General features: G+C 65.3%; 22 protein-coding genes. 5 read left to right on the top strand and 17 right to left on the bottom strand.

What is annotated here, in order from left to right; all coding sequences use genetic code 11:
* Positions 1–906, top strand: a complete 906-nt coding sequence (locus OYT13_RS01030; RefSeq protein ID WP_268567146.1) for a LysR family transcriptional regulator — start codon at positions 1–3, stop codon at positions 904–906.
* Between the two features lie 15 nt (positions 907–921).
* On the opposite strand, the gene OYT13_RS01025 is transcribed toward OYT13_RS01030, so the two are convergent.
* The 3 genes from OYT13_RS01025 to OYT13_RS01015 form a co-directional block, all read right to left on the bottom strand.
* Positions 922–1620, bottom strand: a complete 699-nt coding sequence (locus OYT13_RS01025; RefSeq protein ID WP_268567145.1) for a diphthine--ammonia ligase — start codon at positions 1618–1620, stop codon at positions 922–924.
* A gap of 113 nt (positions 1621–1733) precedes the next feature.
* Positions 1734–2639, bottom strand: coding sequence for an acetylglutamate kinase (argB, locus tag OYT13_RS01020; protein ID WP_017235112.1), 906 nt, complete (start codon positions 2637–2639; stop codon positions 1734–1736).
* 662 nt (positions 2640–3301) lie between these two features.
* On the bottom strand, positions 3302–3829 hold the full coding sequence (locus OYT13_RS01015; protein ID WP_017235113.1) for a copper chaperone PCu(A)C: 528 nt from the start codon (positions 3827–3829) through the stop codon (positions 3302–3304).
* Positions 3830–4070: 241 nt separating this feature from the next.
* On the opposite strand from OYT13_RS01015, the gene OYT13_RS01010 reads away from it, so the two are divergent.
* Both OYT13_RS01010 and OYT13_RS01005 read left to right on the top strand, forming a co-directional pair.
* The gene (locus tag OYT13_RS01010) at positions 4071–5339 is read left to right on the top strand and encodes an ATP-binding protein (protein ID WP_268567144.1); all 1269 of its coding nucleotides are present in this window, start codon (positions 4071–4073) and stop codon (positions 5337–5339) included.
* Positions 5336–5878 carry a response regulator transcription factor gene (locus OYT13_RS01005; protein ID WP_017235115.1) on the top strand — a complete coding sequence of 181 codons (543 nt, stop codon included), beginning with the start codon at positions 5336–5338 and terminating at the stop codon, positions 5876–5878. The genes OYT13_RS01010 and OYT13_RS01005 overlap by 4 nt, the downstream gene beginning before the upstream one ends.
* A 75-nt stretch (positions 5879–5953) precedes the next feature.
* On the opposite strand, the gene hslU is transcribed toward OYT13_RS01005, so the two are convergent.
* The 7 genes from hslU to OYT13_RS00970 all read right to left on the bottom strand — a co-directional run bounded on the left by hslU (position 5954) and on the right by OYT13_RS00970 (position 13864).
* Positions 5954–7312 carry an ATP-dependent protease ATPase subunit HslU gene (gene hslU, locus OYT13_RS01000; RefSeq protein WP_017235116.1) on the bottom strand — a complete coding sequence of 453 codons (1359 nt, stop codon included), beginning with the start codon at positions 7310–7312 and terminating at the stop codon, positions 5954–5956.
* A gap of 107 nt (positions 7313–7419) precedes the next feature.
* Entirely contained in the window at positions 7420–7971 is a 552-nt protein-coding gene (hslV, locus tag OYT13_RS00995; RefSeq protein WP_017235117.1) for an ATP-dependent protease subunit HslV, read from the bottom strand.
* A 289-nt stretch (positions 7972–8260) separates the two neighbouring features.
* Entirely contained in the window at positions 8261–10450 is a 2190-nt protein-coding gene (locus OYT13_RS00990) for a TonB-dependent receptor (RefSeq protein WP_268567143.1), read from the bottom strand.
* Between the two features lie 225 nt (positions 10451–10675).
* Positions 10676–11116: a hypothetical protein gene (locus tag OYT13_RS00985; protein WP_268567142.1), complete on the bottom strand. Its 441-nt coding sequence runs from the start codon at positions 11114–11116 to the stop codon at positions 10676–10678.
* 278 nt (positions 11117–11394) lie between these two features.
* The gene (gene dksA, locus OYT13_RS00980; RefSeq protein WP_130027651.1) at positions 11395–11814 is read right to left on the bottom strand and encodes an RNA polymerase-binding protein DksA; all 420 of its coding nucleotides are present in this window, start codon (positions 11812–11814) and stop codon (positions 11395–11397) included.
* A gap of 390 nt (positions 11815–12204) precedes the next feature.
* A complete protein-coding gene (locus tag OYT13_RS00975; RefSeq protein WP_268567141.1) occupies positions 12205–13278 on the bottom strand; it encodes a CobW family GTP-binding protein in 1074 nt (357 codons plus the stop codon).
* A 91-nt stretch (positions 13279–13369) separates the two neighbouring features.
* Positions 13370–13864 carry a Fur family transcriptional regulator gene (locus OYT13_RS00970; RefSeq protein WP_017235122.1) on the bottom strand — a complete coding sequence of 165 codons (495 nt, stop codon included), beginning with the start codon at positions 13862–13864 and terminating at the stop codon, positions 13370–13372.
* Between the two features lie 144 nt (positions 13865–14008).
* Here OYT13_RS00970 and OYT13_RS00965 point away from each other — a divergent pair, with 144 nt between their 5' ends.
* Positions 14009–14884, top strand: coding sequence for a DMT family transporter (locus OYT13_RS00965; RefSeq protein WP_261939400.1), 876 nt, complete (start codon positions 14009–14011; stop codon positions 14882–14884).
* A 19-nt stretch (positions 14885–14903) separates the two neighbouring features.
* Here the strand turns inward: OYT13_RS00965 and OYT13_RS00960 are convergent, their stop codons facing one another.
* The 5 genes from OYT13_RS00960 to OYT13_RS00940 form a co-directional block, all read right to left on the bottom strand.
* The gene (locus OYT13_RS00960; protein WP_026132182.1) at positions 14904–16118 is read right to left on the bottom strand and encodes a class I SAM-dependent rRNA methyltransferase; all 1215 of its coding nucleotides are present in this window, start codon (positions 16116–16118) and stop codon (positions 14904–14906) included.
* 120 nt (positions 16119–16238) lie between these two features.
* Positions 16239–17285, bottom strand: a complete 1047-nt coding sequence (gene xerC, locus OYT13_RS00955; protein ID WP_261939401.1) for a tyrosine recombinase XerC — start codon at positions 17283–17285, stop codon at positions 16239–16241.
* Positions 17286–17343: 58 nt separating this feature from the next.
* Complete coding sequence (locus tag OYT13_RS00950) at positions 17344–18012, bottom strand: DUF484 family protein (RefSeq protein WP_130024549.1); 669 nt, start codon at positions 18010–18012, stop codon at positions 17344–17346.
* 168 nt (positions 18013–18180) lie between these two features.
* Entirely contained in the window at positions 18181–19032 is an 852-nt protein-coding gene (gene dapF, locus OYT13_RS00945; protein WP_026132183.1) for a diaminopimelate epimerase, read from the bottom strand.
* A 43-nt stretch (positions 19033–19075) separates the two neighbouring features.
* Positions 19076–19972, bottom strand: a complete 897-nt coding sequence (locus OYT13_RS00940; protein WP_017235128.1) for a lipid A biosynthesis lauroyl acyltransferase — start codon at positions 19970–19972, stop codon at positions 19076–19078.
* Between the two features lie 188 nt (positions 19973–20160).
* Here OYT13_RS00940 and metK point away from each other — a divergent pair, with 188 nt between their 5' ends.
* Entirely contained in the window at positions 20161–21339 is a 1179-nt protein-coding gene (gene metK / locus OYT13_RS00935) for a methionine adenosyltransferase (protein ID WP_017235129.1), read from the top strand.
* A gap of 128 nt (positions 21340–21467) precedes the next feature.
* Here metK and OYT13_RS00930 read toward each other — a convergent pair whose 3' ends face one another.
* On the bottom strand, positions 21468–22946 hold the full coding sequence (locus tag OYT13_RS00930; RefSeq protein WP_017235130.1) for a coniferyl aldehyde dehydrogenase: 1479 nt from the start codon (positions 22944–22946) through the stop codon (positions 21468–21470).
* A 70-nt stretch (positions 22947–23016) separates the two neighbouring features.
* Positions 23017–24681: an isovaleryl-CoA dehydrogenase gene (locus OYT13_RS00925; protein ID WP_017235131.1), complete on the bottom strand. Its 1665-nt coding sequence runs from the start codon at positions 24679–24681 to the stop codon at positions 23017–23019.
* Positions 24682–24793: the final 112 nt, after the last annotated feature.

Below are 24793 nucleotides of genomic sequence, written 5' to 3'. Positions count from 1 at the left end.
ATGAGCCTCAATCTCCAGCAATTGCGCGCTTTCACGACCATCGTCGAGACCGGCAGTCTCGGACGCGCCGCGACCGAGCTGCATCTCACGCAGCCCGCGCTGAGCCGTACCATCAAACGGCTCGAAGCCGATCTCGGCGCGCCGCTGTTCGAGCGTCACAGCAAGGGGATGGCCTTGACGGCATTCGGGCAAGCGTTGCTGCCGCACGCCATGTTGCTCGAGCGCGAAGCCGAGCATGCGCGTGAAGAAATCGATGCGCTGCGCGGGCTCGCGAAAGGCACGATCAAGGTCGGCGCGGTCGGCGCCATCGCCAGCCATGTGCTGCCGCTCGCTGTCGAGCGCGTGCTCGACCGCTGGCCGAACCTGCGCGTGGAAATCATCGAAGGGGTTTGGGACCGGCTCGCCCAGGGACTGATGCACCACGAGATCGATCTGGCGCTCTCGACTGTGGCCCCCGACACCGATGACATCGTCGCGATCTCCGACTGCCATTGGAAGGACGACAGCTATGTGGTCGCCGCGTGCGACCATCCGTTGCGCCAGCGCGGCACGCTCACACTGGCCGACACACTCGGAGAACGCTGGGCGATTCCGCCCCGCGGCACCGCGCCATACGCGCATGTGGAAAGCGTGTTCGCCTCGCATGGGCTGGCGTTGCCCAGCATTGTCGTGGAGACGCGCTCCGTCCCGGTGCTCAAGAGCATGGTCGCGCGATGCGGCTTTCTGACGTGGATGCCCGAGCCGATGTATGACGTCGAAGCACGCGCGCGTGTGATGGACACCCTGGCGATCCCGACCGTTCACGCCACGCGCACGCTCACGGCCTTCCGCCGCCGTCAAGGGATCTTGCCAAGCCCCGCCGCCAAGCTGCTCGACGAACTGCGTCGGCTGACGGCGCCCGGCTGATGCCGTGGGCGCCGGTCAGCCGCCCGCTGCCACGATCTGCGCGCGGTGGTATGGCGTGCCGCCGTACTCTTTGGGGCCGTGAATCGTCTCGACACGCTCGATGCGCCACGGCACCGGGCGCGTGAAGCGAGGGCCATCGAAGGCGAACGTGTGGAACTCGCCGTTCTCACCGCACGCGTCGACGTGCGCCGGCAGGTCCGCCAGCAGCGAGGCATCGTATTCGCGGCCGACGAATTCCGGCCCGAGGTGCCGACCGTCCACACAGACGATCACCGCCCGATAGCCCAGCGAGATGAATTCGTGCGCGAGTGTCAGGCGCTCGCGTTGCCACAGCGGCAATACGGCGGTCATGCCCGCCGCCGCGCAGACCTTCTCTTCCCAATCGCGATGCGGTTGCAAATCGATATCGCCGAACAAGCCGTGCGTGATGCCCTCGGCACGCATCGCCAGCAAGCGGGCGACGAACGCCGCCTCGTATTCGTGCCAGCCGGCATGGCCGACGTCGAGCGCGATGCCGAGTGCCTCGGCCTGCGACTGCATCAATTCACGCGGCAAACCATGCGAGCGCGAGCTGTCGCCCGTTTCGTCGAACATCGCAAGCAGACGACGCACCTCGTAGTGCGGCTCGCCGCGCGTGTCGCCAGACAATGCGTGATGCAGGGCAAGGCAGGAATCCTTGCCGCCGCTCCAGGAGAAAAAGGCGGGGGTGGGCATGCGGTCTCGCGAAGAAGGGGTCACACCAAAACAAAGCGGACCCCGCAGGGTCCGCCTTCGATACTCGGGGGGCCGGGCGATGTTGGCATCGTCACCGCTCCCACGCGTCGCACTCAGTGCGAGCGGATCATCGTGCCGAATGGCTGTTCCGTCAGGATTTCGAGCAGCACCGAATGCTCGATACGGCCGTCGACGATGTGCACCGACTTCACGCCGCTCTTCGCAGCGTCGAGTGCCGACGAGATCTTCGGCAGCATGCCGCCCGAGATCGTGCCGTCGGCGAACAGGTCGTCGATCTCGCGCGCCGACAGGTCGGTCAGCAGATTGCCGTCCTTGTCCATCACGCCCGGAATGTTGGTCATCATCACCAACTTCTCGGCGCCCAACACCGTGGCGAGCTTGCCGGCCACGAGGTCGGCGTTGATGTTGTACGCCTGGCCATCTTCCCCAACGCCGATCGGCGAAATCACCGGGATGAAAGCGTCGTCTTGCAGCGCACGCACCACGGCCGGATTGATCGAGTCGACTTCACCGACGAAACCGATGTCGAGCAGCTTGCCGGCGTTTTCGCGATCCGGAATCAACATCTTGCGCGCGTTAATCAGGCCGCCGTCCTTGCCGGTGAGACCCACCGCCTGGCCGCCGTACTGGTTGATCAGCATGACGATGTCCTGCTGGACTTCGCCGCCGAGCACCCACTCAACCACTTCCATCGTCTCTTCGTCGGTCACGCGCATGCCCTGGACGAACGTGCCCTGCTTGCCGATCTTCTTGAGCGCCTGATCGATCTGCGGGCCGCCCCCATGCACCACCACCGGGTTGATGCCCACGAGCTTGAGAAGAATGACGTCGCGCGCGAAGCCTCGCTTCAGGCGCTCTTCGGTCATTGCGTTGCCGCCGTATTTAATCACCACGGTCTTGCCGTGATATTTGCGGATATACGGCATCGCCTCAGCCAGAACTTCGGCCTTGAGAGCAGGAGCGATGTCGTCGATGGAAGACGGTTGCAGATCGGACATGGCGGGAAGGTTTTTCGCAGGTGGACCAGAAACACGGCGAATTGTACAGCCAAGGCGCCCGGCCGTGCGGGGCTTTGACGGGATTCGACAGGGTCTGGGACTTGCGTCGGTCGATGCCCATGGCGACCCTTCGTCACATGCGGGGCGGCAACCGCAAATGCGGCGATTCTCGCCCCGTCAGCGGCGCAGGGCCGCGCGTGCGTATCTCCCCTTTGGCCTCTCCATGCACGCCCGTCAGCGGCCGATTTTTACCGCGTCCCCTTTCGCTCCCGATTTACGCGCTGCGCCCCCCCGCCAGAGGCCAGCCCCTGACAACGCCGCCGCTGTTGCAGTTGTGCAACTCGTTTCGCCGCGGGGCACCTGTCTATGCCCCGCCTGTCTTCGCGCGGCGCTGCTTGCGGCCGGTGTGGGAATCAACGGCACCGCCGCCGCCCGTGCGACGTCCGCCAACCTCACCAACCCCACCGACCTCGCGACCATTGCCAATCCCGACTGACCCCGGCCGACGGCCCGGCACCCCGGGCGCGCCAGGCGCCGGTGGCGGAGGCCGCCCCCCCGTGTAACGGGCGCCCACCCGGCCGCCGACACCCGCCGTGCCGCGAAACATCAGCTTCTGCCGGGTACCGAGCGTCTTGTTGGCCATGGCCTGAACCGCCGGCGCTCTATTGACTATGGGCGGCGCCGTGCGCCATGCCGGCCATACCGCTCATACCATTCATACCACTCATGCCGGCGCCCGCAGGCCCGCTCGCCGTCAGGTCGAGCACGGGGATCTGAACCTGCTGCTCGGACATCTTGTGATCGGCGGATTCGAAGCGCAACGTGACCGGCACGGTGTCGCCCTTCTTGAGCGGCGTCTTCAGGTCGCTGAGCATGATGTGATAGCCGCCCGGCTTGAGCTGCACGGGCTGATTGGCCGGCAGCGGCAAACCGCTCGGCAGGGCGCGCATTTTCATGAGCGTGCCTTCGAGCTTCATTTCATGCACTTCGGCGTTTGCGGCGGCGGGGGTGCTCACGCCCACGAGCGTGGTCGCCCGAGGCGCCTGCAACGTCATGAAAATGCCGGTCGCACTCTGACCCGGCACGGTGCCGCGTGCCCACGCGTCGGACACCGTCACCTGCCCCACCTGTGCGTAGGCCGAAGCCATGCCGAGACTCAGTGCGGCAACTGCCCATAGCTTGTGCTTCATGCAAACTCCTTATCGTTGTCGACGGAAGGCTTCCGCCCTGTATCGCATGAGAGGTTACGCGACACCCTGCCGCGCAAGACGTGGATGCTCATTGTAGTCGCGCCCCGCCACCCGCGGGAACGCGTTGCGTGATTCCGGTCATCGGCGCCTCATCGGTTCTTCATCGGTACCCATGCGGCAGAGTGTCGCAGCGCCCTGCGACGCGGGATAGCCCGTGACCCGGACTTGGTACACTTGTCGTATGACCCATTTCCCCATCGAGCGAGCCAACGTCGTTCAGCTCTTCTGGTTGCGCTGTCTGGCCATCGTCGGCCAGTTGGCGACGATCGGCGTTGTGCAACTCTGGCTCGGCGTGCGACTGCCGCTCGAGCCGATGCTCACCATCATCGCCCTCGAAGTGCTGTTCAACGTCCTCACGTGGGTGCGCGCGCGGCGGGGTATCGAGCGCGCCCGGCGCCGCACCGATCTGGACCTGATGAGCCAGTTGCTCGTCGATCTGGCCGCGCTCACGGCGCTGCTGTTCTTCTCGGGCGGCGCGACCAACCCGTTCGTCTCCCTCTTCCTGCCGGGCCTGGCGATCGCCGCCGCCGTGCTGCCATGGCGCAACGCGTCGCAACTGGCGCTGCTCTCGCTGGTCGCGTATGGCGCGCTGAACTTTCAGTACGTGCCGCTCGATCTGGCGGACCCGGGCAATCTGCTGCGCCTGCATCTGGCCGGCATGTGGGTCAACTTCGTGGTCAGCGTGCTCGTGATCGCGTGGTTCGTTTCGCGGATGTCGCGGGCCTTGCGCGCGCGCGACGCGCAACTCGCCCGCGCCGAACAGCGGCTGCTGCGCGACGAGCGGATGGCCGCTCTCGGCGCTCAGGCCGCGAGCGTGGCGCACGAACTCGGCACCCCGCTCTCGACCATGGCCGTGGTCGTCGGCGAACTGCGCAGCGAGAGCCTGGGCAATGCCGCGTTGAAGCCCTACGAGCCGGATCTGCAGACGCTTGAACAACAGATCGCGCTGTGCAAGAGCGCCATCGGCCACGTGCAGACGCGTGCGGCGGCACCGGTGCGGCAGGCGTTGGCCGAATGGTTGCCGGCGTTCACCACGCAATGGCGCTTACGGCATCCGCAAGTCCAGTTCCAGATGCACGTGCCGCCGAAGTTGACCGCGCGCATCGAAGACACCGTGCAAGTTGGCCAGATCCTGACCATCGTGCTCGATAACGCCGCGTATTTCAGCCCCTCGTCGGTCACCCTCGACGTGGCGGTCACGCCGGACGACATCCGCTTCACGGTCTGCGACGAAGGCCCCGGCATGACCGCTGAGCTGCGTACCCGGCTGGGAAATTCACCCGTCATGAGTACGCACGGCGGACAAGGCATGGGCCTGTATCTGGCCTTTGCCAGTGCCCAGCGTCTCGGCGGCGACATCGTCCTCACCCCCAACACGCCGCAAGGCACGCGCGCCGAGCTGCGCCTGCCGATGGCCACTTTCCTCTTCGGCTCGCGGAGTCAGACATGAACGCCTCCCACTTCCTCCTTATCGACGACGACGTCGTCTTCGCCGAAACGCTCGCCCGCGCGCTGACGCGGCGCGGCTATGACGTGCAGATCGCCGCCGACAGTGCCGCGGCGCTGCTCGCGGCGCGCACGCGCCAGTTCGACCTGATCTCGGTCGACCTTCATCTGGGTCACGACTCGGGACTGCCGCTCATCGCGCCATTGCGCGCGTTGCAACCGAAATCACGCATGCTGGTGCTCACCGGCTACGCGAGCATTGCGACGGCGGTGCAAGCCGTCAAGGATGGCGCCGACAACTACCTGGCCAAGCCGGCCAACGCCGACACCATCCTCGCGTCGCTGCGCAGCGATGCGAGCGAGACCCAGGCCGACGAAGCCATCGAAAACCCCTCGCCGCTGTCGGTCGCGCGCCTCGAATGGGAGCACATTCAACGCGTGCTCACCGAGCACAACGGCAACATCTCCGCCACGGCACGCGCGCTGAACATGCATCGGCGCACGCTGCAGCGCAAACTGCTCAAGCGTCCGGTGAAGCAGTAACGCCCATCGTCAAATCGTCAAACGCAAAAAAAGGCCCCGAGGGGCCTTTTTCACATTGCAGCGAACGTCACGCCATCACAGCACGTAGCGCGACAGATCTTCGTTCTGCGCCACTTCCTCGAGGAAGCGATTGACGTAGCCGGCGTCGATCGACACCACTTCGTTCGCCTGCTTGCCGGCGTTGTACGAGATGTCCTCGAGCAGCTTTTCGATGACGGTGTATAGACGTCGCGCCCCGATGTTTTCCGTCTTCTCGTTCACAGAGAAAGCGATTTCCGCGAGCCGCTTGATGCCGTCCGGCGCGAAGTCGAGCGTCACGTCTTCCGTGGCGAGCAAGGCCTGATACTGCTTCACGAGGCTGGCATCCGTCTGCGTGAGGATCGCTTCGAAATCCTGGACCGACAGCGATTCGAGTTCGACGCGAATCGGGAAGCGGCCCTGCAGTTCCGGAATCAGATCGCTCGGCTTGGCCAGATGGAACGCCCCGCTCGCGATGAACAGAATGTGATCCGTCTTGATCATGCCGAACTTCGTGCTCACGGTCGTGCCTTCCACGAGCGGCAGCAGGTCGCGCTGCACGCCCTGACGCGACACGTCGCCGCCACCCACTTCGCTGCGCGTGGCGATCTTGTCGATTTCGTCGAGGAACACGATGCCGTTCTGCTCGACGTTGCGCAAGGCCAGTTGCTTGACCTCCTCGTCGTTGAGCATCTTCGACGCTTCTTCGTCGGTCAGCACCTTGAGCGCGTCCTTGATCTTGAGCTTCTGGCGCTTTTTGCGCTGGTTGCCCAGATTCGCGAACATGCCCTTGATCTGCTCGGTCATCTCTTCCATGCCCGGCGGGCCCATGATCTCCATGCCCTGCGCCGGAATTTCCACTTCCAACTCGACTTCCTTGTCGTCGAGCTGACCTTCGCGCAGACGCTTGCGGAACGTCTGGCGCGTGGCGTTATCCTCGCTGCTGGCCTCGACCTCGTGCGACGCCGAACCGAAACGGATATCGCGCGACGACTCGCGCCCGCTCGGCAGCAACAGATCGAGAATGCGATCCTCGGCGCGATCTTCCGCCGTGGTGCGCACCTTCTTCATTTCAGCTTCACGCGTCTGCTTGATCGCGATTTCCGCGAGGTCGCGCACGATGCTGTCCACGTCGCGCCCCACGTAGCCGACTTCGGTGAACTTGGTCGCCTCGACCTTGATGAATGGCGCGTCGGCCAGCTTGGCCAAACGGCGCGCGATTTCGGTCTTGCCGACACCGGTCGGACCGATCATCAGAATGTTCTTCGGCGTGATTTCCTGACGCAGGGGATCGGCCACCTGCTGACGGCGCCAGCGGTTGCGCAACGCCACCGCGACGGCCTTCTTGGCCTTGTGCTGGCCGATGATGTGTTTGTCGAGTTCGGAAACGATCTCTGAGGGGGTCATATGGGTCATGACGTTCGCCAAATTAGGGGGTTCGCACGGAGGGTGACGTCCGGCCGGTCACCTGCCGACCGGCCAATCGTGCCGCAGGAGGGAGGCCCGCTGCGGCACGCGCGTCGTCACTGCGCTGCCTTCGGGGGCAGCGCCTCGATGATGTGATTGCCGTTGGTGTAGATGCACATTTCGCCCGCGATCGTCAGCGCCTTCTTGACGACTTCCGCCGGCGTCAGGTCCGTGTTCTCGACCAGCGCGCGGGCGGCCGCCTGGGCGTACGATCCGCCCGAACCGATCGCGGCAACGCCACCCTCCGGATCGAGCACATCGCCGTTGCCGGTGATGACCAGCGTGGTCTCGGCATCGGCGACGATCATCATCGCTTCGAGCCGGCGCAGCATGCGGTCGGTACGCCAATCCTTGGCCAGTTCCACCGCCGAGCGCGTCAAATGCCCCTGGTGCTTCTGGAGCTTCGCCTCGAAACGATCGAGCAGCGAGAAGGCATCGGCCGTCGCACCCGCGAAGCCAACCATGACCTTGCCGTCGTAAATCGTGCGAACCTTGCGGGCGGTGCCCTTCATCACGATGTTGCCGAGGGTGACCTGACCGTCGCCGCCAAGCGCGACCTGATCGCCGCGCCGAACGCAGACGATGGTGGTGCCGTGATATTGCTCCATGCCTGTTCCTTTTCGGGGGGCGACGTGCGCCCCGTAACGATTGGCCCGGCCGCGCGCGCCACACAATCGTGACGACGTGCCCGACCGGGCGAGATGTCACTGTAGTTTAGGGCAATCGAAAGAATATCAAGAGGCGTCGACGGCAACACGCCCGCCCTGCTTGACGCCCTCGAGGCGATGCCGCACAACGTGGCATGGATCGTGAAATTCGCGCGGCAATGCGCCGCGCGAATCGTCTACTGCGACGAAATTTCTCGGAAATTACTCCGTTTTTGCGGCACGATCCCGCTCAGAACGTGGTGCGCAAACCCACGCGAACCGAGCGCCCCCCCTGCGGCGCAATGTCGCGCAGCACCGAGCTGGCCAAACGTACCTCCTGGTTGGTCAGGTTCTCTCCCTTCAAGTACGCCAGCCACTGCGCGCCACCCGCCTTGAACTGATAGGTGAGCGCCGCACCGAGCGTGGTGTAGCCACGGGTCGTCAGATCGTTGGCGGGCACGCGGCCTTGAGGACTGGCGTGCACCATTTCCAGTCGCGCGCCCCAGTGACCCAACGCATAGGCAAGCGCCGCCGTCAGACGCAATGGTGCGATGCGCGGCAGCGGTTCGCCCGTCTCGCGGTTGCGCGCGATTGTGTAGTCGCCGCGCAGTTCGAGATCGAGGTTGCCGTGACCGCGCCAAAGGCGCGCACGGCCTTCGGCTTCCATTCCGTAGAGGTCGGCTGGCACACCCGCGTACTGATAGACCGGCAAACTCTGGCCGCCCTCATCGATCGTGCGCCCCGTATTGTTGAGTGCGATGAAGTTGTTGAAGCAGCTGTAGAAGAGACCGACGCTGGCCTTGTTCGGGCCCTGCTCATAGCGTAGCGACAGGTCCGTCGAAAACGCCTTTTCAATCGCGGCCTGCGGACTGCCGATTTCCCAGACCCCGGTCGCCAGGTGCGGGCCGTTCGCATACAGCTCGTAGAACGTGGGCGCGCGCTCGGTGTACGAGGTGTTGAGCGCGACCGACCACGCGGGGGCCAATGCGAAGACCGCACCCGCCGACACGCTGCCCGGCGTGAAGTCGCGCGACGGCAGATTGTCGAAGCGCTCATTACCGCCCGCCGTCGGCTTGACGCTCGAGTGCTCGATGCGCGCGCCGAACGAGAGCTTGATCGCCGGATGCATCGCCCACTCTTCGAGGGCAAACAGCGCGACATTGCGCGTGTCGCTCTTCGGCACAAAGGCCTCTTCACCTAGCGCGGAGAAGGTGTTCTGCGAGAACTGCACGCCCACGGCGCCGTCGAGTGGCCCGAGCTTCGCGTGACGCGCTTCGATACGGCCTTCGTAGCCGTGATTCTTGAAGGTCGTTCCCGTCTCGCCGTTTTCGATTTCCTTGTGCTCGTAATCGGTGTAGCCAAAGTTGAACTTGAGAGCGGTGATCGGGCCGCTCAGGTCGCGGATCTCGCTGGCCAATGCCAAACGCTGCTGCCGCAGCCGAATGCGTGTGTCCGCCTCGGCCACGGTGCCGTAATCCGAGTCGTAACCGGAGTACGACAGGCCCGTATAGCCGTCGGCCCACGTCCACGACGCACCGACAGCCGCGCCACTCACCTGCCCCTGGCTGTTGGGCAAGGTGCCCGACGGTTGCGGCGTGTCCTCGTCATCGCGGGCGCGTTGTTGCGCCGAACGGGCGAAGCCGGGAATGCGCAGGTCCGCGCTTTTTCGGGCGAAGCCGTCAACGTGGAACGCGAACTCGCCGTTGCCGAATTCAAGTTGCGCGGCCCCGGCACGTTCGCGGTTCGCACCGCCATAGCTGAAGTCCGTCGCACCGGAAATGCCGGTGATGGATTCTCGCGGAATGCGGTTGTCAATGGTGTTGATCACGCCGCCGACCGCATTGCCGCCGTAGAGCAGTGCCGCAGGGCCCCGCACGACTTCTACGCGTTCGATCGTCAGCGGATCCTGCGCCACGGCGTGATCGTAGGATAGCGACGAGGCGTCGAGCGCCGCCGTGCCGTTCTGCAACACGCGAATGCGGTCGCCGTCGAGGCCACGAATGATGGGGCGGCTGACGTTCGGGCCGTACGATGTGGCTGAAACGCCCGGCAGCCCGTCGAGCGTCTCGCCCAGCGTGCCCGCACGGCGCAACGCCAGCGCCTTCCCTTCGAGTTCGGTGAGTGGCACGGTCAAGTCGGCGGCGGCGCGCCCAAGCGGATTGCCGGTCACGAAGGTGGTTGGCAACGTCACTTCGGGCCTCACCGGGACGGCAGTGGCAGACGTTGCTTCCAAGGGTGCATCGGACACATCGGCCGCCTGCACGGACGCGCTTGCCGCAGCGAGCGCGCTGAACGTCAGCGCTGCGGCGAGCGGGCGCGGCGAGTTCACGGGCCACGGGCGGCGTGCCCGGCGGGAAGCCGAAGGGGCCTCGATGGGGAAAGCGGGAGCTAGCAAGGGCGTCGCGCGCTCACGCGCGGCGTTCAAAGCAGAAAGTGCCATGTCGGTATCGGGTGTGTTGGGTCGGTGCGCGGGAGCCTCGTCAACGGGCTCCCGAGGATTCCGGGCCTCGGCGCGAACGAAGCCCCGCCGCGTCGGCGATGATGGGCCGACGAGCGTGCAGCCGCCGCCATCGCGGGCCCGAAGGCTGCGAGGGTCGGCACGGACAGTGGCAGGGATTCGCGCAGTCAGCGCGGAGAAGTTCGAATGGCGCGAATACGCGTGGCGTCAGATCGCGAGCGGCGGTGCGCGGGAGTCGAACGGTCGTCGGTGAACGCTCGGGTGACGGCGCCCGGTCGCGCGCTGGGGGAGGCTCGCGATGACGGTATCGCTTCCCCACGACAGGACGGCCACGGCCATGGCCGCGGCCAGCGTGGCGCCTTCGAACAGATGGCAATGGTGGTGGGAGTTGCCGAAATCGACGGACACCGTGCCGACCGCTTGGGCGCGACCGTCTGCGGCCATCGCGAGATCCGCACCTCCCGCCTCGTCCGGATCATTCGCCTCGCCCGCCGCTGACCGGCTCGCATCTGCCGAAACCGGCGGCACGCCGGACAACCTTCGGGCATGCAGAATTTCGTGTTGCAGCCCCCAGATCTGTACGCCGATCAGCCCAACGATGAGCCACGCGACCCAACCGCTTCGCCCACACCCCACCCGCGTGCGCAAACGCGCGCGCCAAAAGCGAGAAGCGGATTCGATAGACGGCATAGGCGGCCACAATTGCAACTGAGTTGCAATTGTGTCATAAAGTTGGCTCGACGGCGAGCGTCAGCAAGCGTTGCGTGCAAGCCACAGTTCCGGGAGGAACGGGCCGCGGTCGACCGGACGACGTCAAAAAACGGCAACAAAAAAGGCACGTCGAGACGACGTGCCTTTGGCAAACCGGGCGCCGACGGACCTGACCTGCCGCCACCGCGCGGCGTCGGGCCGGTTGTGCGATGCGATCAGTCGCCGAACAGCTTCTGACGCAATTCGCGACGCTCTTGCGCTTCGAGCGACAGGGTGGCGGTCGGGCGGGCGAGCAGACGCGGAACGCCGATCGGCTCTCCGGTTTCTTCGCACCAGCCATATTCGCCCGATTCGATGCGAGCGAGCGACTGTTGCACCTTCTTCAGCAGCTTGCGTTCACGATCGCGGGTACGCAGCTCAAGCGCGTGCTCCTCTTCAATCGTGGCGCGGTCGGCCGGATCCGGGACGAGAATGGTTTCGCGCAGGTTCTCGGTGGTTTGACCGGCGTTACGCAAAATGTCAGCCTGCAGGTTTTCCAGACGATCCTTGAAGAAGGCGAGTTGATCTTCATTCATGTAGTCCTTCTCGCCCATCTTCAGAATTTCGGCCTCGGTCAAAAGTCTTTTCTTGCTCATGGGTTTTTGTGGCGTCTCTTTCGGATAGTCCGGTGACGCCCCTGCAGCGAGTGGGACGTCTTGCTTACCGGCGATGCCGCGGGCGGCTTCTTGGGTTACGTTCCTACCGGACGATTTGGGCGCCCCGTGCTTGGCGGCGGCCTTTTCGCCCGTCTTCGAATTACCTGCTGGAGCCCGCTTGGCGCCCGCTTCCGACGCCGGCTCTGACCGGCGCGTGGGGCCTGCGGTGGCAGTCTTGCGAGAGGCGGTAGCCATGGCGGTGCTCCCCTGCCGGCCCTCCGAAGTGCCGCGTTGGTTCGCTGGCGGCAGCCCCAGTGGGCACGTATTGTAACCGAATCGTTCAACAGCCCTGATTAAGGGGTTTCCCGTTGCACGGTTCGCCGGTCCCGCTCAGACCAGACAGCGCTCCAGCCCTTGCAGGATGATCTCTTTCGGCAGCTCGGCACCAATAAACACCATCTTGGTGTTCGGCGTCTCATCGGGCTGCCATTTCGCGCCCACGTCGCTGCCCATCATCTGGTGAACGCCCTGGAACACGACCCGGCGGTCGATGCCACGCATGTTTAATACACCTTTATAACGCAATAAGCGTTCGCCGTACACCTGTAGGATGCTCCCGAGGAAATCCTCCAGCTTCGCCGGATCGAAGGCTTTCTCGCTGCGAAAGACAAACGATTTGATGGCGTCGTCGTGGTGGGCATGGGCGTGACCGTGGTCGTGCCCCTCGTGCGCGCACTGGTCATGATCGTGATCGCAGTGCGAGTGATCGTGATCATGGCTGTGATTGTGATCGTGATCGTGCGCGTGGTCGTCGGCGCCCAGGAATTCCGGATCGATGTCGAGCTTGTCGTTCAGGTTGAAGCCGTGAAGGTCGAAGATCTGCTTGAGCTCGGCCTGGCCGAAGTCGACTTCCTGCTGCGGCGCGCGCGGATTCATGTGCGCGAGGCGATGCTTCAGGTCGTCCAGCGCCTCGGGCGTGACCAGATCGGCTTTGGTGATGAACAGGCGATCGGCAAACCCCACCTGGCGCTGCACCACTTCGTGCTGATCGAGCTGCTGCTGGGCGTGCTTCGCGTCGACCAGCGTGATGATGGCGTCGAGCCGGTAGGTGTCGGCCACCTCGTCGTCGATGAAGAAGGTTTGCGCCACCGGGCCGGGGTTGGCCAGGCCGGTCGTCTCGATGACCACGCGGTCGAACTGGATCGCACCCGCGTCGCGCTGGCTGTTCAGGTCGGACAGCGCCTTCACCAGGTCGCCACGAATCGTACAGCAGATGCAGCCGTTGCTCATCTGTACGATCTGCTCGGCGTTGTCGTGCACGAGGATGTCGTTATCGATGTTCTCTTCACCGAATTCATTTTCGATGACGGCGATCTTCATGCCATGCGCCTCGGTCAGGATGCGCTTGAGCAGCGTGGTTTTTCCGCTGCCGAGAAAGCCGGTCAGGATGGTGACGGGGGTCATGAATGCTATGTCCTGTTGTAATGCGGCGTACTCGACGCCGTCTCAATGTCGCCCACTGTACCCGAGGTAACGAAAAGCGGCTGGGGACGCGTCAGTTGGGGGCGCCCGCGCACTGTGCGCAAGTGCCATGAATCATCAGCTCGACCTGTTCGCCCACGAAACCCTTGGGCAGGCGCTTGAGTTCGCGCTCACTCAATTGGGGATGCTGGGGCCAATCGTCAAGACAGAAGGTCCGGTGGCAGCGTACGCAACGAAAATGTCCGTGTTGCGTATGCGGACGCGGCGATGCCGCACGCTGCGGGTCGACATGCTCGGCCATGACGAAGCGGAAGATTCGGTCGTCACCGGCCTGCTTGATGGCCCAGCCCTGCGCGACCAGCCAATCGAGCACGCGGTAGGCCGTTACGCGGTCGAGCGGATCGGCGTCGGTGGCCAGATCGGCCAGCACTTCCTGGTGCGTGAGCGGACGGCCCGCCTTGAGCAGCATCGCCAGCACGCGCACGCGTCCAGAGGTCACGCGGCCCGATTGCTCTTGCAAGCTCGTACGGGCGGCTTCCAGATAAGGTTGTAGTTGAATAAGGCTCATAAATCGATTTAAGCACAGCACCGCCAGCACTGCAACGGAGTTGCAAAAGTAGGCATTTCCCGAGCCCTGAAGGCCGCCGACCGAATCTGTCCGGAGGTGAACGGGCAATGCGTCATACAATTGACGCAAAAAACACCGCTCACCATGTCGCTCACCGCTCTCGCCCTCGTTGTTACCGCCGCATTCCTGCATGCCACCTGGAATTTCCTCGCCAAGCGCATCGACACGCGCGAAGGCGGGGGCCCGCAGCTCGTCTTCCTCTATGCGCTGCTGACCGTCGTGCTGTACACGCCGCTGGCGATGTTTTTCCTGATCGGTTCAAACGCCAGTTGGCCGAATGCGCTGGGTTGGGGCGTGATCGCCACGAGCGCCATGCTGCACTACGGCTACACGCTAGTCCTGCAGCGCGGCTACCGGGTGGGCGACCTGTCGGTCGTCTATCCGCTCGCACGGGGCACCGGGCCATTGCTGTCGTCGCTGGGCGCCATCGTGCTGCTGGGGGAACGCCCGGGCTGGCTGGCGCTTTTCGGGATCGGGCTGGTGGTCGTCGGCGTGCTGATCATCGCCGGGGGCGAGCGCCTGTTCCGGCGCGACACCATGCACGCGGGCGCGGGCTGGGGCGTGCTGACCGGCGGATTCATCGCAGCGTATACGCTGGCCGACGCCTACGCCATCCGCACCCTGCTGCTTGCACCGCTCGTCTATTACTACCTGGAGAATGTGCTGCGAGTCGTGCTCTCGGCACCGATGGCGTGCTCGCGTCCCGCCCGCATGGTCATGGTGTGGCAGGCGAACTGGCGCAAGATCGTGCTGATCTCGCTTATCTCGCCGATGTCCTACTTCCTGATCCTGACGGCGCTCAAGTACGCGCCGGTGTCGCACGTCGCCCCAGCGCGGGAGATGTCGATGATGATTGCCGCGCTGTTGGGCGTGCGGCTGCTGGGCGAAGGGGAGATGCACCGCCGCGTGGGCGGTGCCGTGTTGATCGCGCTGGGCGTGGTCGCACTGACACTGGGTTGACGCCCACAGAAGCGAGCGCTTACATACGCTGCAACCAAAGCCCCTTGAGATATTCGCCTTCGGGGAACTGGGTGAGCATGGGGTGATCCATGCCCGCCGACAGGCGCCGCAGAATGCGGGCGTCCACGCCGGCATCCACGGCCGCGCCCGCCACGATCTTCTGGAACAGATCGGCATCGATCGCGCCTGAGCACGAGTACGTCAGCAGCTGGCCGCCCGGGCGCAGCAGCTTGAAACCGGCCAGATTGATGTCCTTGTACGCCCGTGCGGCACGCTCCACGTGATGGGCCGACGGTGCGAACTTGGGCGGATCGAGCACGATCATGTCGAACAGGCGCCCCTCTTCGCGCAACGCGCGCAGGGTCTTGAAGACATCGGCGTCGCGCCATTCGGCGCGCGCGGCGTCGAAACCGTTGAGTTCGACATTGCGCGCGCCGATGGCCAACGCGTCGCCCGACGAGTCGATGGACAACACGCTCTGCGCCCCGCCCGCCAGCGCCGCCAGCGAAAAGCCCCCGGTATAGCAGAAGCAGTTGAGCACGTCGCGGCCCTTGGCCTGCTGCTTCACCAGCAGACGATTGTCGCGCTGATCGACATAGAAGCCGGTCTTGTGCCCGTTGCGCACGTCGACGTAATACTTCACGCCACACTCGTACGTCGTGAGCAAGTCGGGCGCCTGGGGCGGCTCAGCCCCCGCCAGCACGCCAGTGAGGCTCGGCAGACCTTCGCGCTCGCGCACGGCGGCGTCGGAGCGCTCGTAGACATTGGGGCAGCCGGTCGCGCCGACGAGGGCATTCACGATCGCGTCTTTCCAGACTTCCACGCCCGCCGCCATGAACTGGCAAACGATCTGGTCCGTCACCGGCGCACCGGGCGCGGACTGATAACGGTCGACGATCAGACCCGGCAGGCCGTCGGCCTCGCCGAAGATCAGGCGGGTCGCCCCGGTGTCGTGCACCATCTGCTCGCGATAAGCGAGGGCGGCGGTCACGCGACGCTTGAAGAACGCATGATCGACCGGCTCGTTTTCATCGAACGTCCACACGCGTGCGCGGATGGCCGAGACCGGGCTGAAGGCGGCGCGAGCGAGAAATCGCCCGTCGGCGGCGCGCACCACGACCGTCGCGCCGGAAGCCGGTTTGCCGTCCACGCGTGCCACGGCGGTGGCGTAAATCCAGGGGTGACGGCGCAGCAAGGACTTTTCTTTGCCGGGCTTGAGGGTCAAGGTATTCATGCGGGACGGACCAACGGTTGACGACGGGGTGACGGCAAGTCATCCAGCAGACGGAGAACATGCGGGACTTGCTGAGGAAGGACGCGATTCTACACCGAGTCGCGCCGCCCACCGCAACGCTCAGGGCTTCTTGCGCGAGCGCGGATGCGCCTGATCGTAAACCTTCGCGAGATGCTGGAAGTCGAGCTTCGTGTAGATCTGTGTCGTCGAAATATTGCTGTGCCCCAACATCTCCTGCACGGCGCGAAGATCGCCGGACGATTGCAGGACGTGCGTGGCGAACGAGTGACGCAGCATGTGCGGGTGCACGTGTGTCGGCAGCCCGGCCGCCAGCGCGTGGCGCGACAGCCCCTGCTGCACCGCGCGCGCGCCGATGCGCTTGCCGCGCGCCGACAGGAACAGCGCATGCGGCTCAGCCGTTGCCAGTTCTGCCCGCATGTCCAGCCAACCGGCCAGCGCCTGCGCCGCTTTCTCGCCCACGGGCACGCGGCGTCGCTTGTTCCCCTTGCCGGTCACGACCACCTCGCGTTCGGGCAAATCAAGCCAGCTCACGGAACGGTAGCCCTCGGCCTCGACGTAGCGATGATCGAGGCTCGTGAGTTCCGACAGGCGCAGGCCAGACGAGTACAGCAGCTCGAACATCGCCCGATTGCGCACGGCCTCGGCCGACGTGCCGGAGACGAACTCGACGAGCGCCGATGCCTGATCCGGCGACAGCGCTTTCGGCAACGGCTTGGGTTGTTTCGGCGCGCGCACGCCGTCGACGGGATTGGCCGCCAGCGACGTGCGCTGGGCAAGCCACGCGAAGTAGCCTCGCCAGGCGGAGAGCTTGCGGGCGATGGAGCGGCCGACGAGGCCCTCGCTGTGCAACTGCATGGCGAAGCGGCGAATGTCTCCATGCTCCAGCGATTCGAGCGGGCGGCCGCGCGCCAAACGCTGCAACTGGCGCAAGTCGCGCGTGTAGTTTTCCAGGGTGAGCTCGGCGAGCTTGCGCTCGCTGGCGAGCGACGTCAGGTAGTGGCGGATGCCCGGTTCGAGCGGCGTCTCGTCGTCCGACGCCTCTGCGTGCGCCCCGGGCTTGCGCGCGCGTTCCGGCGCGGCGCGCCCGGCGCGCGCCTTGGGCGTGGCCACGCTGGCAGGACGCGGCGATCGGGTCGAGGTGACCATAAGGCGTGGTGAAAGGTGCCGTCAGCGCGTCAGTCCGCCCGGGCGCCGGCGACGCGCATCAATCGTTCGCGCGCAGCTTGCTGAGCGCCGCGCCGGCCAGTTCCCCGATCTGCGTCAGGAAGTCGGTCGCCATGCCTTCATGGAAACGGCGGGCGTCTTCCGAGCCCATGACCAGCAGGCCGAAGACCGGCCCATCCGTGACTTGCGGGTCACGCAGCGCGAGCAGCGCCACCGACGCCGGATCGCTCGGCGCGCCGAGCCATGTCACGGCTTCGAAACCGGTGTTGGCACCGCAATAGGGAGTCGCCAGGCTCGAGGCGAAGATCTTGACCTCTTCGCTCACGCTGCGGGCGAACTCGGCCGGTTGGTACGGCGCGGCCACGTTCCACACACGAACGGCCGCAAAGGGGACGTTGAAAACGTCGCGCAGGCCGCGGGCAATCGCGTCGGGCAACGCGTGCGGATCGCGCTCGCCGAGCAGGCCGAGGTTCCAGCGATGCAGCTTGGCCGAGATGTCGTCGTTCTCGTGCCCGTAGCGCATCAATTCGGCGAGGCGTCGCTCGATCTGCTTGGTCTTTTCGCGCTGCATCTCGATCTGGCGCTCTTGCAGCGACACGGCGCGCTGGCCGTGCGGGCTGGTGAGCCGCACGCCGGCCAGCAATTCGGCATGGCGTTCGAAGAAGTCGGGATGCGCGATCAGGTATTCCGCAATATCTCGGTCGTTCATGAGTGTCCGTCTGCTGTTCGTCAACTGCCGCCGACCGCCGCTGCGCACGAGGCACAACGGTGGCGCACGGCCGCCTGGGTCGCTAAATCAGAGTCCGTCAGAAACCAAAATCTTACTGTGCTGCGCCCGCGGCCTGCCCGCGCGGAACACCGGGACCGACGTTTGGCGTCAGATCTCGATCGTCCCTTCGAAGACCGTGGTGGCGGGTCCCGTCATGATGACGGGACCGCTTGCGCCGTCCCAGTCGATGGTGAGCGTGCCGCCGTGCGTTTCGATGGCCACGGGCGCGGCCAGCAGCCCGCGGCGGATGCCTGCCACTGCCGCCGCGCATGCGCCGGTGCCGCAGGCGAGCGTCTCGCCCGCACCGCGCTCGTACACGCGCAGACGCGCCTGATGCTTGTCCACCACCTGCAGGAAGCCCGCATTCACGCGGCGCGGGAAGCGCGCATGACGCTCGATCAGCGGGCCGTCCGTTTCCACCGGCGCGGTATCGACGTTCTCCACCACCTGCACGGCATGCGGATTGCCCATCGAGACCACGGAAATCCACGTCGTCTTGCCGGCCACGTCGAGCGGCCAGAGCGTGTCGTCGCCCTCGCGACGACCTGCCAGCCCGCTGGCGTCGAACGGCACATCCGACGCCGTGAGGATCGGCGCGCCCATGTCCACGCTGACCTGGCCGTCGTCGCGCATCGTGAGCGTGATCAAGCCCTGCTGCACCTCGACGCGCACCGTGCGCTTGTCGGTCAACCCCGTGTCGCGCACGAACTTGACGAAGCAGCGCGCCCCATTGCCACAATGCTCCACCTCACCGCCGTCGGCGTTGAAGATGCGATAGCGGAAGTCAACGCCAGGCTGCGTCGAGCGTTCGACGAGCAGGAGCTGGTCTGCGCCGACGCCGAAATGGCGGTCGGCGAGCGCCCGCCACTGGTCGGGCGTGAAATCGATGGATTGCGAGATGCCGTCGATCACGACGAAGTCGTTGCCGGCACCCTGCATCTTGGTGAATTTGAGCTTCATGGCGCTATTGTAGTGGAGAAGGCCGACGCGCATCCGGCGCCTGTCAGTACACGCTTGGCTCGCCGGGCGGGCGCGTCTTGAAGCGCTTGTGCACCCAGTAGTACTGCTCCGGCATCTTCAGGATTTGTTCTTCGAGGAACGCGTTCATCCGGCGCGCGTCGGCGTCGGGGTCGCCGCTGGGATAGTTTTCCCACACCGGGAAGACCTTGAGGCGGTAGCCCTTGTAGTTGGGCAGCACCTCGCCGATGAACGGCAGGATCTGGGCCCGGCCGACTTCGGCCAGACGGGACACGGACGTCAGCGTACAAGTGTTCACGCCGAAGAACGGCACAAACGTGGAATTTCGCGCGCCATAGTCCATGTCGGCCGCCAGCATGACCGGCTTGCCCTTTCGGAACATGCGCAGCACATCGCGGGCACTGTCGCCGCGCGCGATCATTTCCGCGTCGAAACGACCGCGCTGCTCGCGGGCCATGGCGTCGAACGCCGGGTTGGACATCGGCGTGTAGAGCGACGCGCACGGCCGGTGCAGCGAATAGTTGATGAACACCGAGCCCGCCTCGATGCCCACGAAGTGGAACCCGAGCAGGATCGTCGGTGGCATATTCGGGTCGAGCAGGTCGACCGCCGAGTCGAGTTCGATCAGCCGCTCCAGCTTCTTGCCGTCGGCGAACCATTGCACGCTGCGCTCCGCGTAGCTGCGAATGGCATGCACGAACGACGCCTTGGCCACGCGCTCACGCGTCGCCTCGTCCCAATGCGGGAAACACAGCCGCAAATTGGTGTGCACAACGCGCTTTCGCGAGCTGGGAATCAGGTACAACAGGTGCCCGAGACCCGCGCCAAAGCGCGCGACCCAGCCATAGGGCAGCAGGTTGAGCCCGCGCAGCAGGCCAACGCTCAGGTAGTAGCCGAGGGATTTCTTGGGTGTGGTTGCCATGTCGCAAGCAGGATTTCTTCAGGGGCGTATAATAAGCGACATCGCCGAGTTAACTGACAACTTGCGGGGCGATTCGAATGTGCCACCCTATCGAGGCAGCGCATACGACCAATTTTCCGCTAAAGCGTCGCCGCTTCCCCTCCGATGACGGCAACGTGAGTCGCCAAATTCGTTTAGAGGAGCCAGAAGTGGCGAACGATTATCTCTTTACTTCCGAATCGGTCTCCGAAGGTCACCCGGACAAGGTAGCCGACCAGATTTCGGATGCCGTGCTCGACGCCATCCTGAAGCAAGACAAGTACGCGCGCGTTGCCGCAGAAACGCTGTGCAACACGGGTCTCGTCGTGCTCGCGGGTGAAATCACCACGACCGCCACGGTCGACTATCAGCAAGTCGCGCGCGAGACCATCCGCCGCATCGGCTACGACAACACCGACTACGGTATCGACTACAAGGGTTGCGCGGTGCTGGTCGCCTACGACCGCCAGTCGCCGGACATCGCCCAGGGCGTGGACCGTGCGCATGACGACAACCTCGATCAGGGCGCCGGCGACCAGGGCCTGATGTTCGGCTACGCCTGCGACGAAACGCCGGAACTCATGCCGCTGCCGATCTATCTGTCGCACCGCCTGGTCGAGCGCCAGTCGCAAGTGCGCCGTGACGGTCGTCTGCCCTGGCTGCGCCCGGATGCCAAGTCGCAAGTCACCATCAAGTACGAAAACGGCCGTCCGCACAGCATCGACACCGTCGTGCTCTCGACGCAGCACCATCCGGACATCGCGCTGGAAGCCCTGCGCGAAGCCGTCATCGAAGAAGTCATCAAGCCGGTGCTGCCGGCCGACCTGATCAAGGGCGACATCAAGTTCCTGGTGAACCCGACCGGTCGCTTCGTGATCGGTGGCCCGCAGGGCGACGCCGGCCTCACGGGCCGCAAGATCATCGTCGACACGTACGGCGGCGCCGCACCGCACGGCGGTGGCGCGTTCTCGGGCAAGGATCCGTCGAAGGTCGATCGCTCGGCCGCCTACGCGGGCCGCTATGTCGCGAAGAACATCGTGGCGGCCGGTCTCGCCTCGAAGTGCGTGATCCAGGTCTCGTACGCCATCGGCGTGGCGCGACCGACGTCGGTCATGGTCAACACGTTCGGCACGGGCAAGATCAGCGATCAGCGTATCGCCGAGTTGGTCGAGAAGCACTTCGACCTGCGTCCTAAGGGCATCATCCAGATGCTCGACCTGCTGCGTCCGATCTACGAGAAGACCGCCGCCTACGGTCACTTCGGCCGTGAAGAGCCGGAATTCTCGTGGGAAGCGACCGACCGCGCCGACATCCTGTTGGCCGACGCCGGCCTGCGCGCGGTGGCCTGATCCGGCATCGCTAGCGTGGTGCCCGCCGGTCTCGACCGGCGAGCACCCAACAAAACCCCCGCTCGGGTCGAACCGGCGGGGGTTTTGTTTTATCGCGACGTCGGATGCCCGACGTCAGAGCTCAGAGGTCAGCGCATCAATTGCCGGATCATCGTGGCGAATACCTTGCCATACGGCGGGTTGAGCAGGCCGGCGCCGTTCCAGCGCGCCTGCCGGAAGATCGGCTTCTCCTTGGAGAACGTCCGGAAGCCCGCCTCACCGTGGTACCCCCCCATGCCCGACGGCCCCACGCCACCGAACGGCAGCGCATGCTCCGCAACGTGCAGCAGCGTGTCGTTGATCGTCACGCCGCCGGAAATCGTGCCGTCGACGACACGGCCAATGCGCGTATTGTCGGTATCGAACACATACAGCGCGAGCGGACGCGCACGCTCATTGACATAGGCGATGGCGGCGTCCAGGTCATCGTAGGGCACCACCGGCAACAGCGGCCCGAAGATCTCCTCGCGCATCACGCGCATGCCGTCATGCACGCCAGTGAGCACCACGGGCGGCAGACGCCTGCGCGCCGCCTGCGCCGGGGTATCGAACAGCGCGTGCGACGTGGCGCCCTGCGCCGCCGCCTCGGCGGCAAGCCCGGACAACCGCTCGAAGTGCCGCGACGACACAATGCTCGTGTATTGCGGATTGTTCACGGCGTCGGGATACAGACGCGCCGCCACCTGCCGCGCCGTGGCAACGAAGGCGTCGAGCTTGTCGCGCGGCACGAGCACATAGTCGGGCGCCACACAGGTCTGACCCGCGTTGACCAGCTTGCCGAGCATGATGCGCTCCACCGCGTGCTCCCAGCGCGCGCCCGGCCCGATGATGGCCGGCGACTTGCCACCGAGTTCGAGCGTCACCGGCGTGAGGTGTTCGCTGGCCGCACGCATCACATGATGGCCGATCGACGTCGCGCCAGTGAACAGCAGATGGTCGAACGCCAGCGTCGAGAACGCCCTCGCGACCCGTGCATCGCCAGTCACGACCGTGACCCACTCCGGCGGGAACGTCTCGGCCACGGCGGCCGCAAACGCATCCGCGAAGCGCGGCGTGACCTCGGAGACCTTGATCATCACCCGATTGCCGGCGGCCAAGGCGTCGGTGAGCGGACCGACGGCCAGAAACAACGGGTAATTCCACGGCACGATCACACCGACGACGCCGAGCGGCTGCGGCACGACGGCGCGTCGCGCAGGCAGCATCCACAGGTTTGCCCAGCCGCGCGACCCGCGCATCCAGCGGCGCGTGTGCGCGAGCGCATGCTTCAGGTTGCCGTGCGACGGGAACAGTTCGAGCATGTCCGTTTCCTGCGCCGAGCGGCCGCCGAAATCCGCATCGATGGCGTTCGCGAACGTTTCACGATACTTGTGAAGCATCGCTTGCAGCGCTTTCAGGTGACGCTTGCGCGTCGGCCAATCGACTTGCGGCGCGGCGTCGTGTGCGCGGCGCATCGCGTCGAAGCGCGGCAATAGCGACGCGCGGGCGATGTCGTCGTCGGTCGAGGTATCCGGTGCCGACGACGGTGTCGCCTCATGCAACCCGTTCAATTCATGTTGGTATCCCATGCCTTCTCCTCCCTGAGGTCGCAGGTGGCCCCGTCGGTGCCGCCCAACGCCATCGATATATTGTTATCCGTTATGCGAGAAAAGCCCGGTCGAGCCAGGCACGTTGCACTGCCACCGCGAGCGTGTCCGGCATCACGCCGTACACCCGCCCGCCCGCGTTCGAGAATCGGCTCTCGATGAAGCCATGCGCCAACTCGGCCGGCGCGTGTTCGAGCAACAATGCCGCCTGTGCCAGCAGTACCACCTGCTGTGCAATCGCACGCGCGCGGGTCGCGTGCGTTGCCTGATCGGCCGCCAGCCAACCGTGCAACTGCGCCAACGCCGCGCGCAGCGGCGCATGCGATCCCGTGCGCTCACCGATCCATCGGAACCAGTACTGTGCGACGTCAGGCTCGCGGCTCATGGCGCGCAGCACGTCGAGACACATCACGTTGCCCGAGCCTTCCCAGATCGAATTGACGGGCGCCTCGCGATACAGCCGCGCGAGCGGGCCGGTCTCGACGTAGCCGTTGCCGCCCCACACCTCCATGCACTCGCCCGCGAGTTCGAGCGCGCGCTTGCATACCCAGAACTTCGCGGCGGGCAACACGATGCGGCGCCACGCCCGCTCACACAGCGAATCGTTGTCGGACACGCCCGCGTCGAACGCCTGCGCCAGCCGCATCGCCAGCCACGTCGCCGCTTCCGACTCCAGCGCCAGATCCGCTAGCACCGTCGTCATCAGATCCTGATCGACAAGCTTCGCCCCGAACGCCGAGCGATGGCGCGCGTGATGAATCGCCTGCACGACACCCGCGCGCATCATTGCCGCGCTGCCGATCACGCAGTCGAGCCGCGTATACGTCGCCATCTCGATGATCGTGGGAATACCGCGCCCCGGCGCACCCACGCGTGTGCCATACGCGCCCTGCAACTCGACTTCACTGCTCGCGTTGGAGCGATTGCCGAGCTTGTCCTTGAGACGTTGCACTTGCACACCGTTCTTGCGCCCGTCCGGCGCGTAGCGCGGCACGAAGAAGCAGGACAACGCTTCGCTGTCGGCGTCGCGTGCGAGCACCAGATGCGCGTCGCACTGCGGCGCCGAGAAGAACCATTTGTGCCCGACGAGCGAGAACGTGCCGTCGCCGCAATCGGTGGCCGTGGTGGTGTTGGTGCGCACGTCGGAGCCGCCTTGCTTCTCCGTCATCCCCATGCCGATAAGAATGGCGTGCTTCTGCGCGAGCGGCACGTCGCGCGGGTCGTGCTGTGGCGCGAGCAACTTGTCCTTGATCGACGCGAAGGCCGTGGGCTCCTTGGCGAGCACCGGAATGCTCGCGAACGTCATGGTCGTAGGGCACAACGCACCGGCCTCGTTCTGCGCGTGCAGGAAATACGCCGCCGTGCGCGCCGTCATCGCGCCGTCGCGCGGATGCGCCCACGGCAATGACTGCAGTTCGGCCCCCCGCAACAAACCCATGAGCGCATGCCACGACGGATGAAACTCGACGCGATCGATGCGATTGCCTTGCGAATCGAACGATTGCAGTTCCGGCGCGTGACGATTGGCCGCCTCCGCCCACGCCTGCACCTCGGCTTCGCCCAGGCGAGCGCCCTGGCGGTAAAGCGTTGTCGCATGCCACCCCGCGCCGAAGGCCGCCACTGCGGCTTGCAACGCGGCGTCGGTGGCGTAAAGGTTGTAGTCCGTAAGCGGCGGCACCTGATTGGTGACGTCGTGGGTCTGCCAGGCTTGCGTCATCCGTGTCTCCGTATGCCCAATTGCCGTATGTGACGGTCACGCCATGGGGATCCTTTCATCATAGCGGCTAGGTCCGCGCGCTCCCATAAATTAGAGGATTGCTTCACATCCC

The organism is Pandoraea sp. XJJ-1 (genome assembly GCF_026802345.1).
In the GTDB taxonomy this organism is placed as follows: domain Bacteria; phylum Pseudomonadota; class Gammaproteobacteria; order Burkholderiales; family Burkholderiaceae; genus Pandoraea; species Pandoraea cepalis.
Note: the sequence above shows the minus strand (reverse complement) of the source record. Positions and strands in the feature narration are given on the sequence as shown.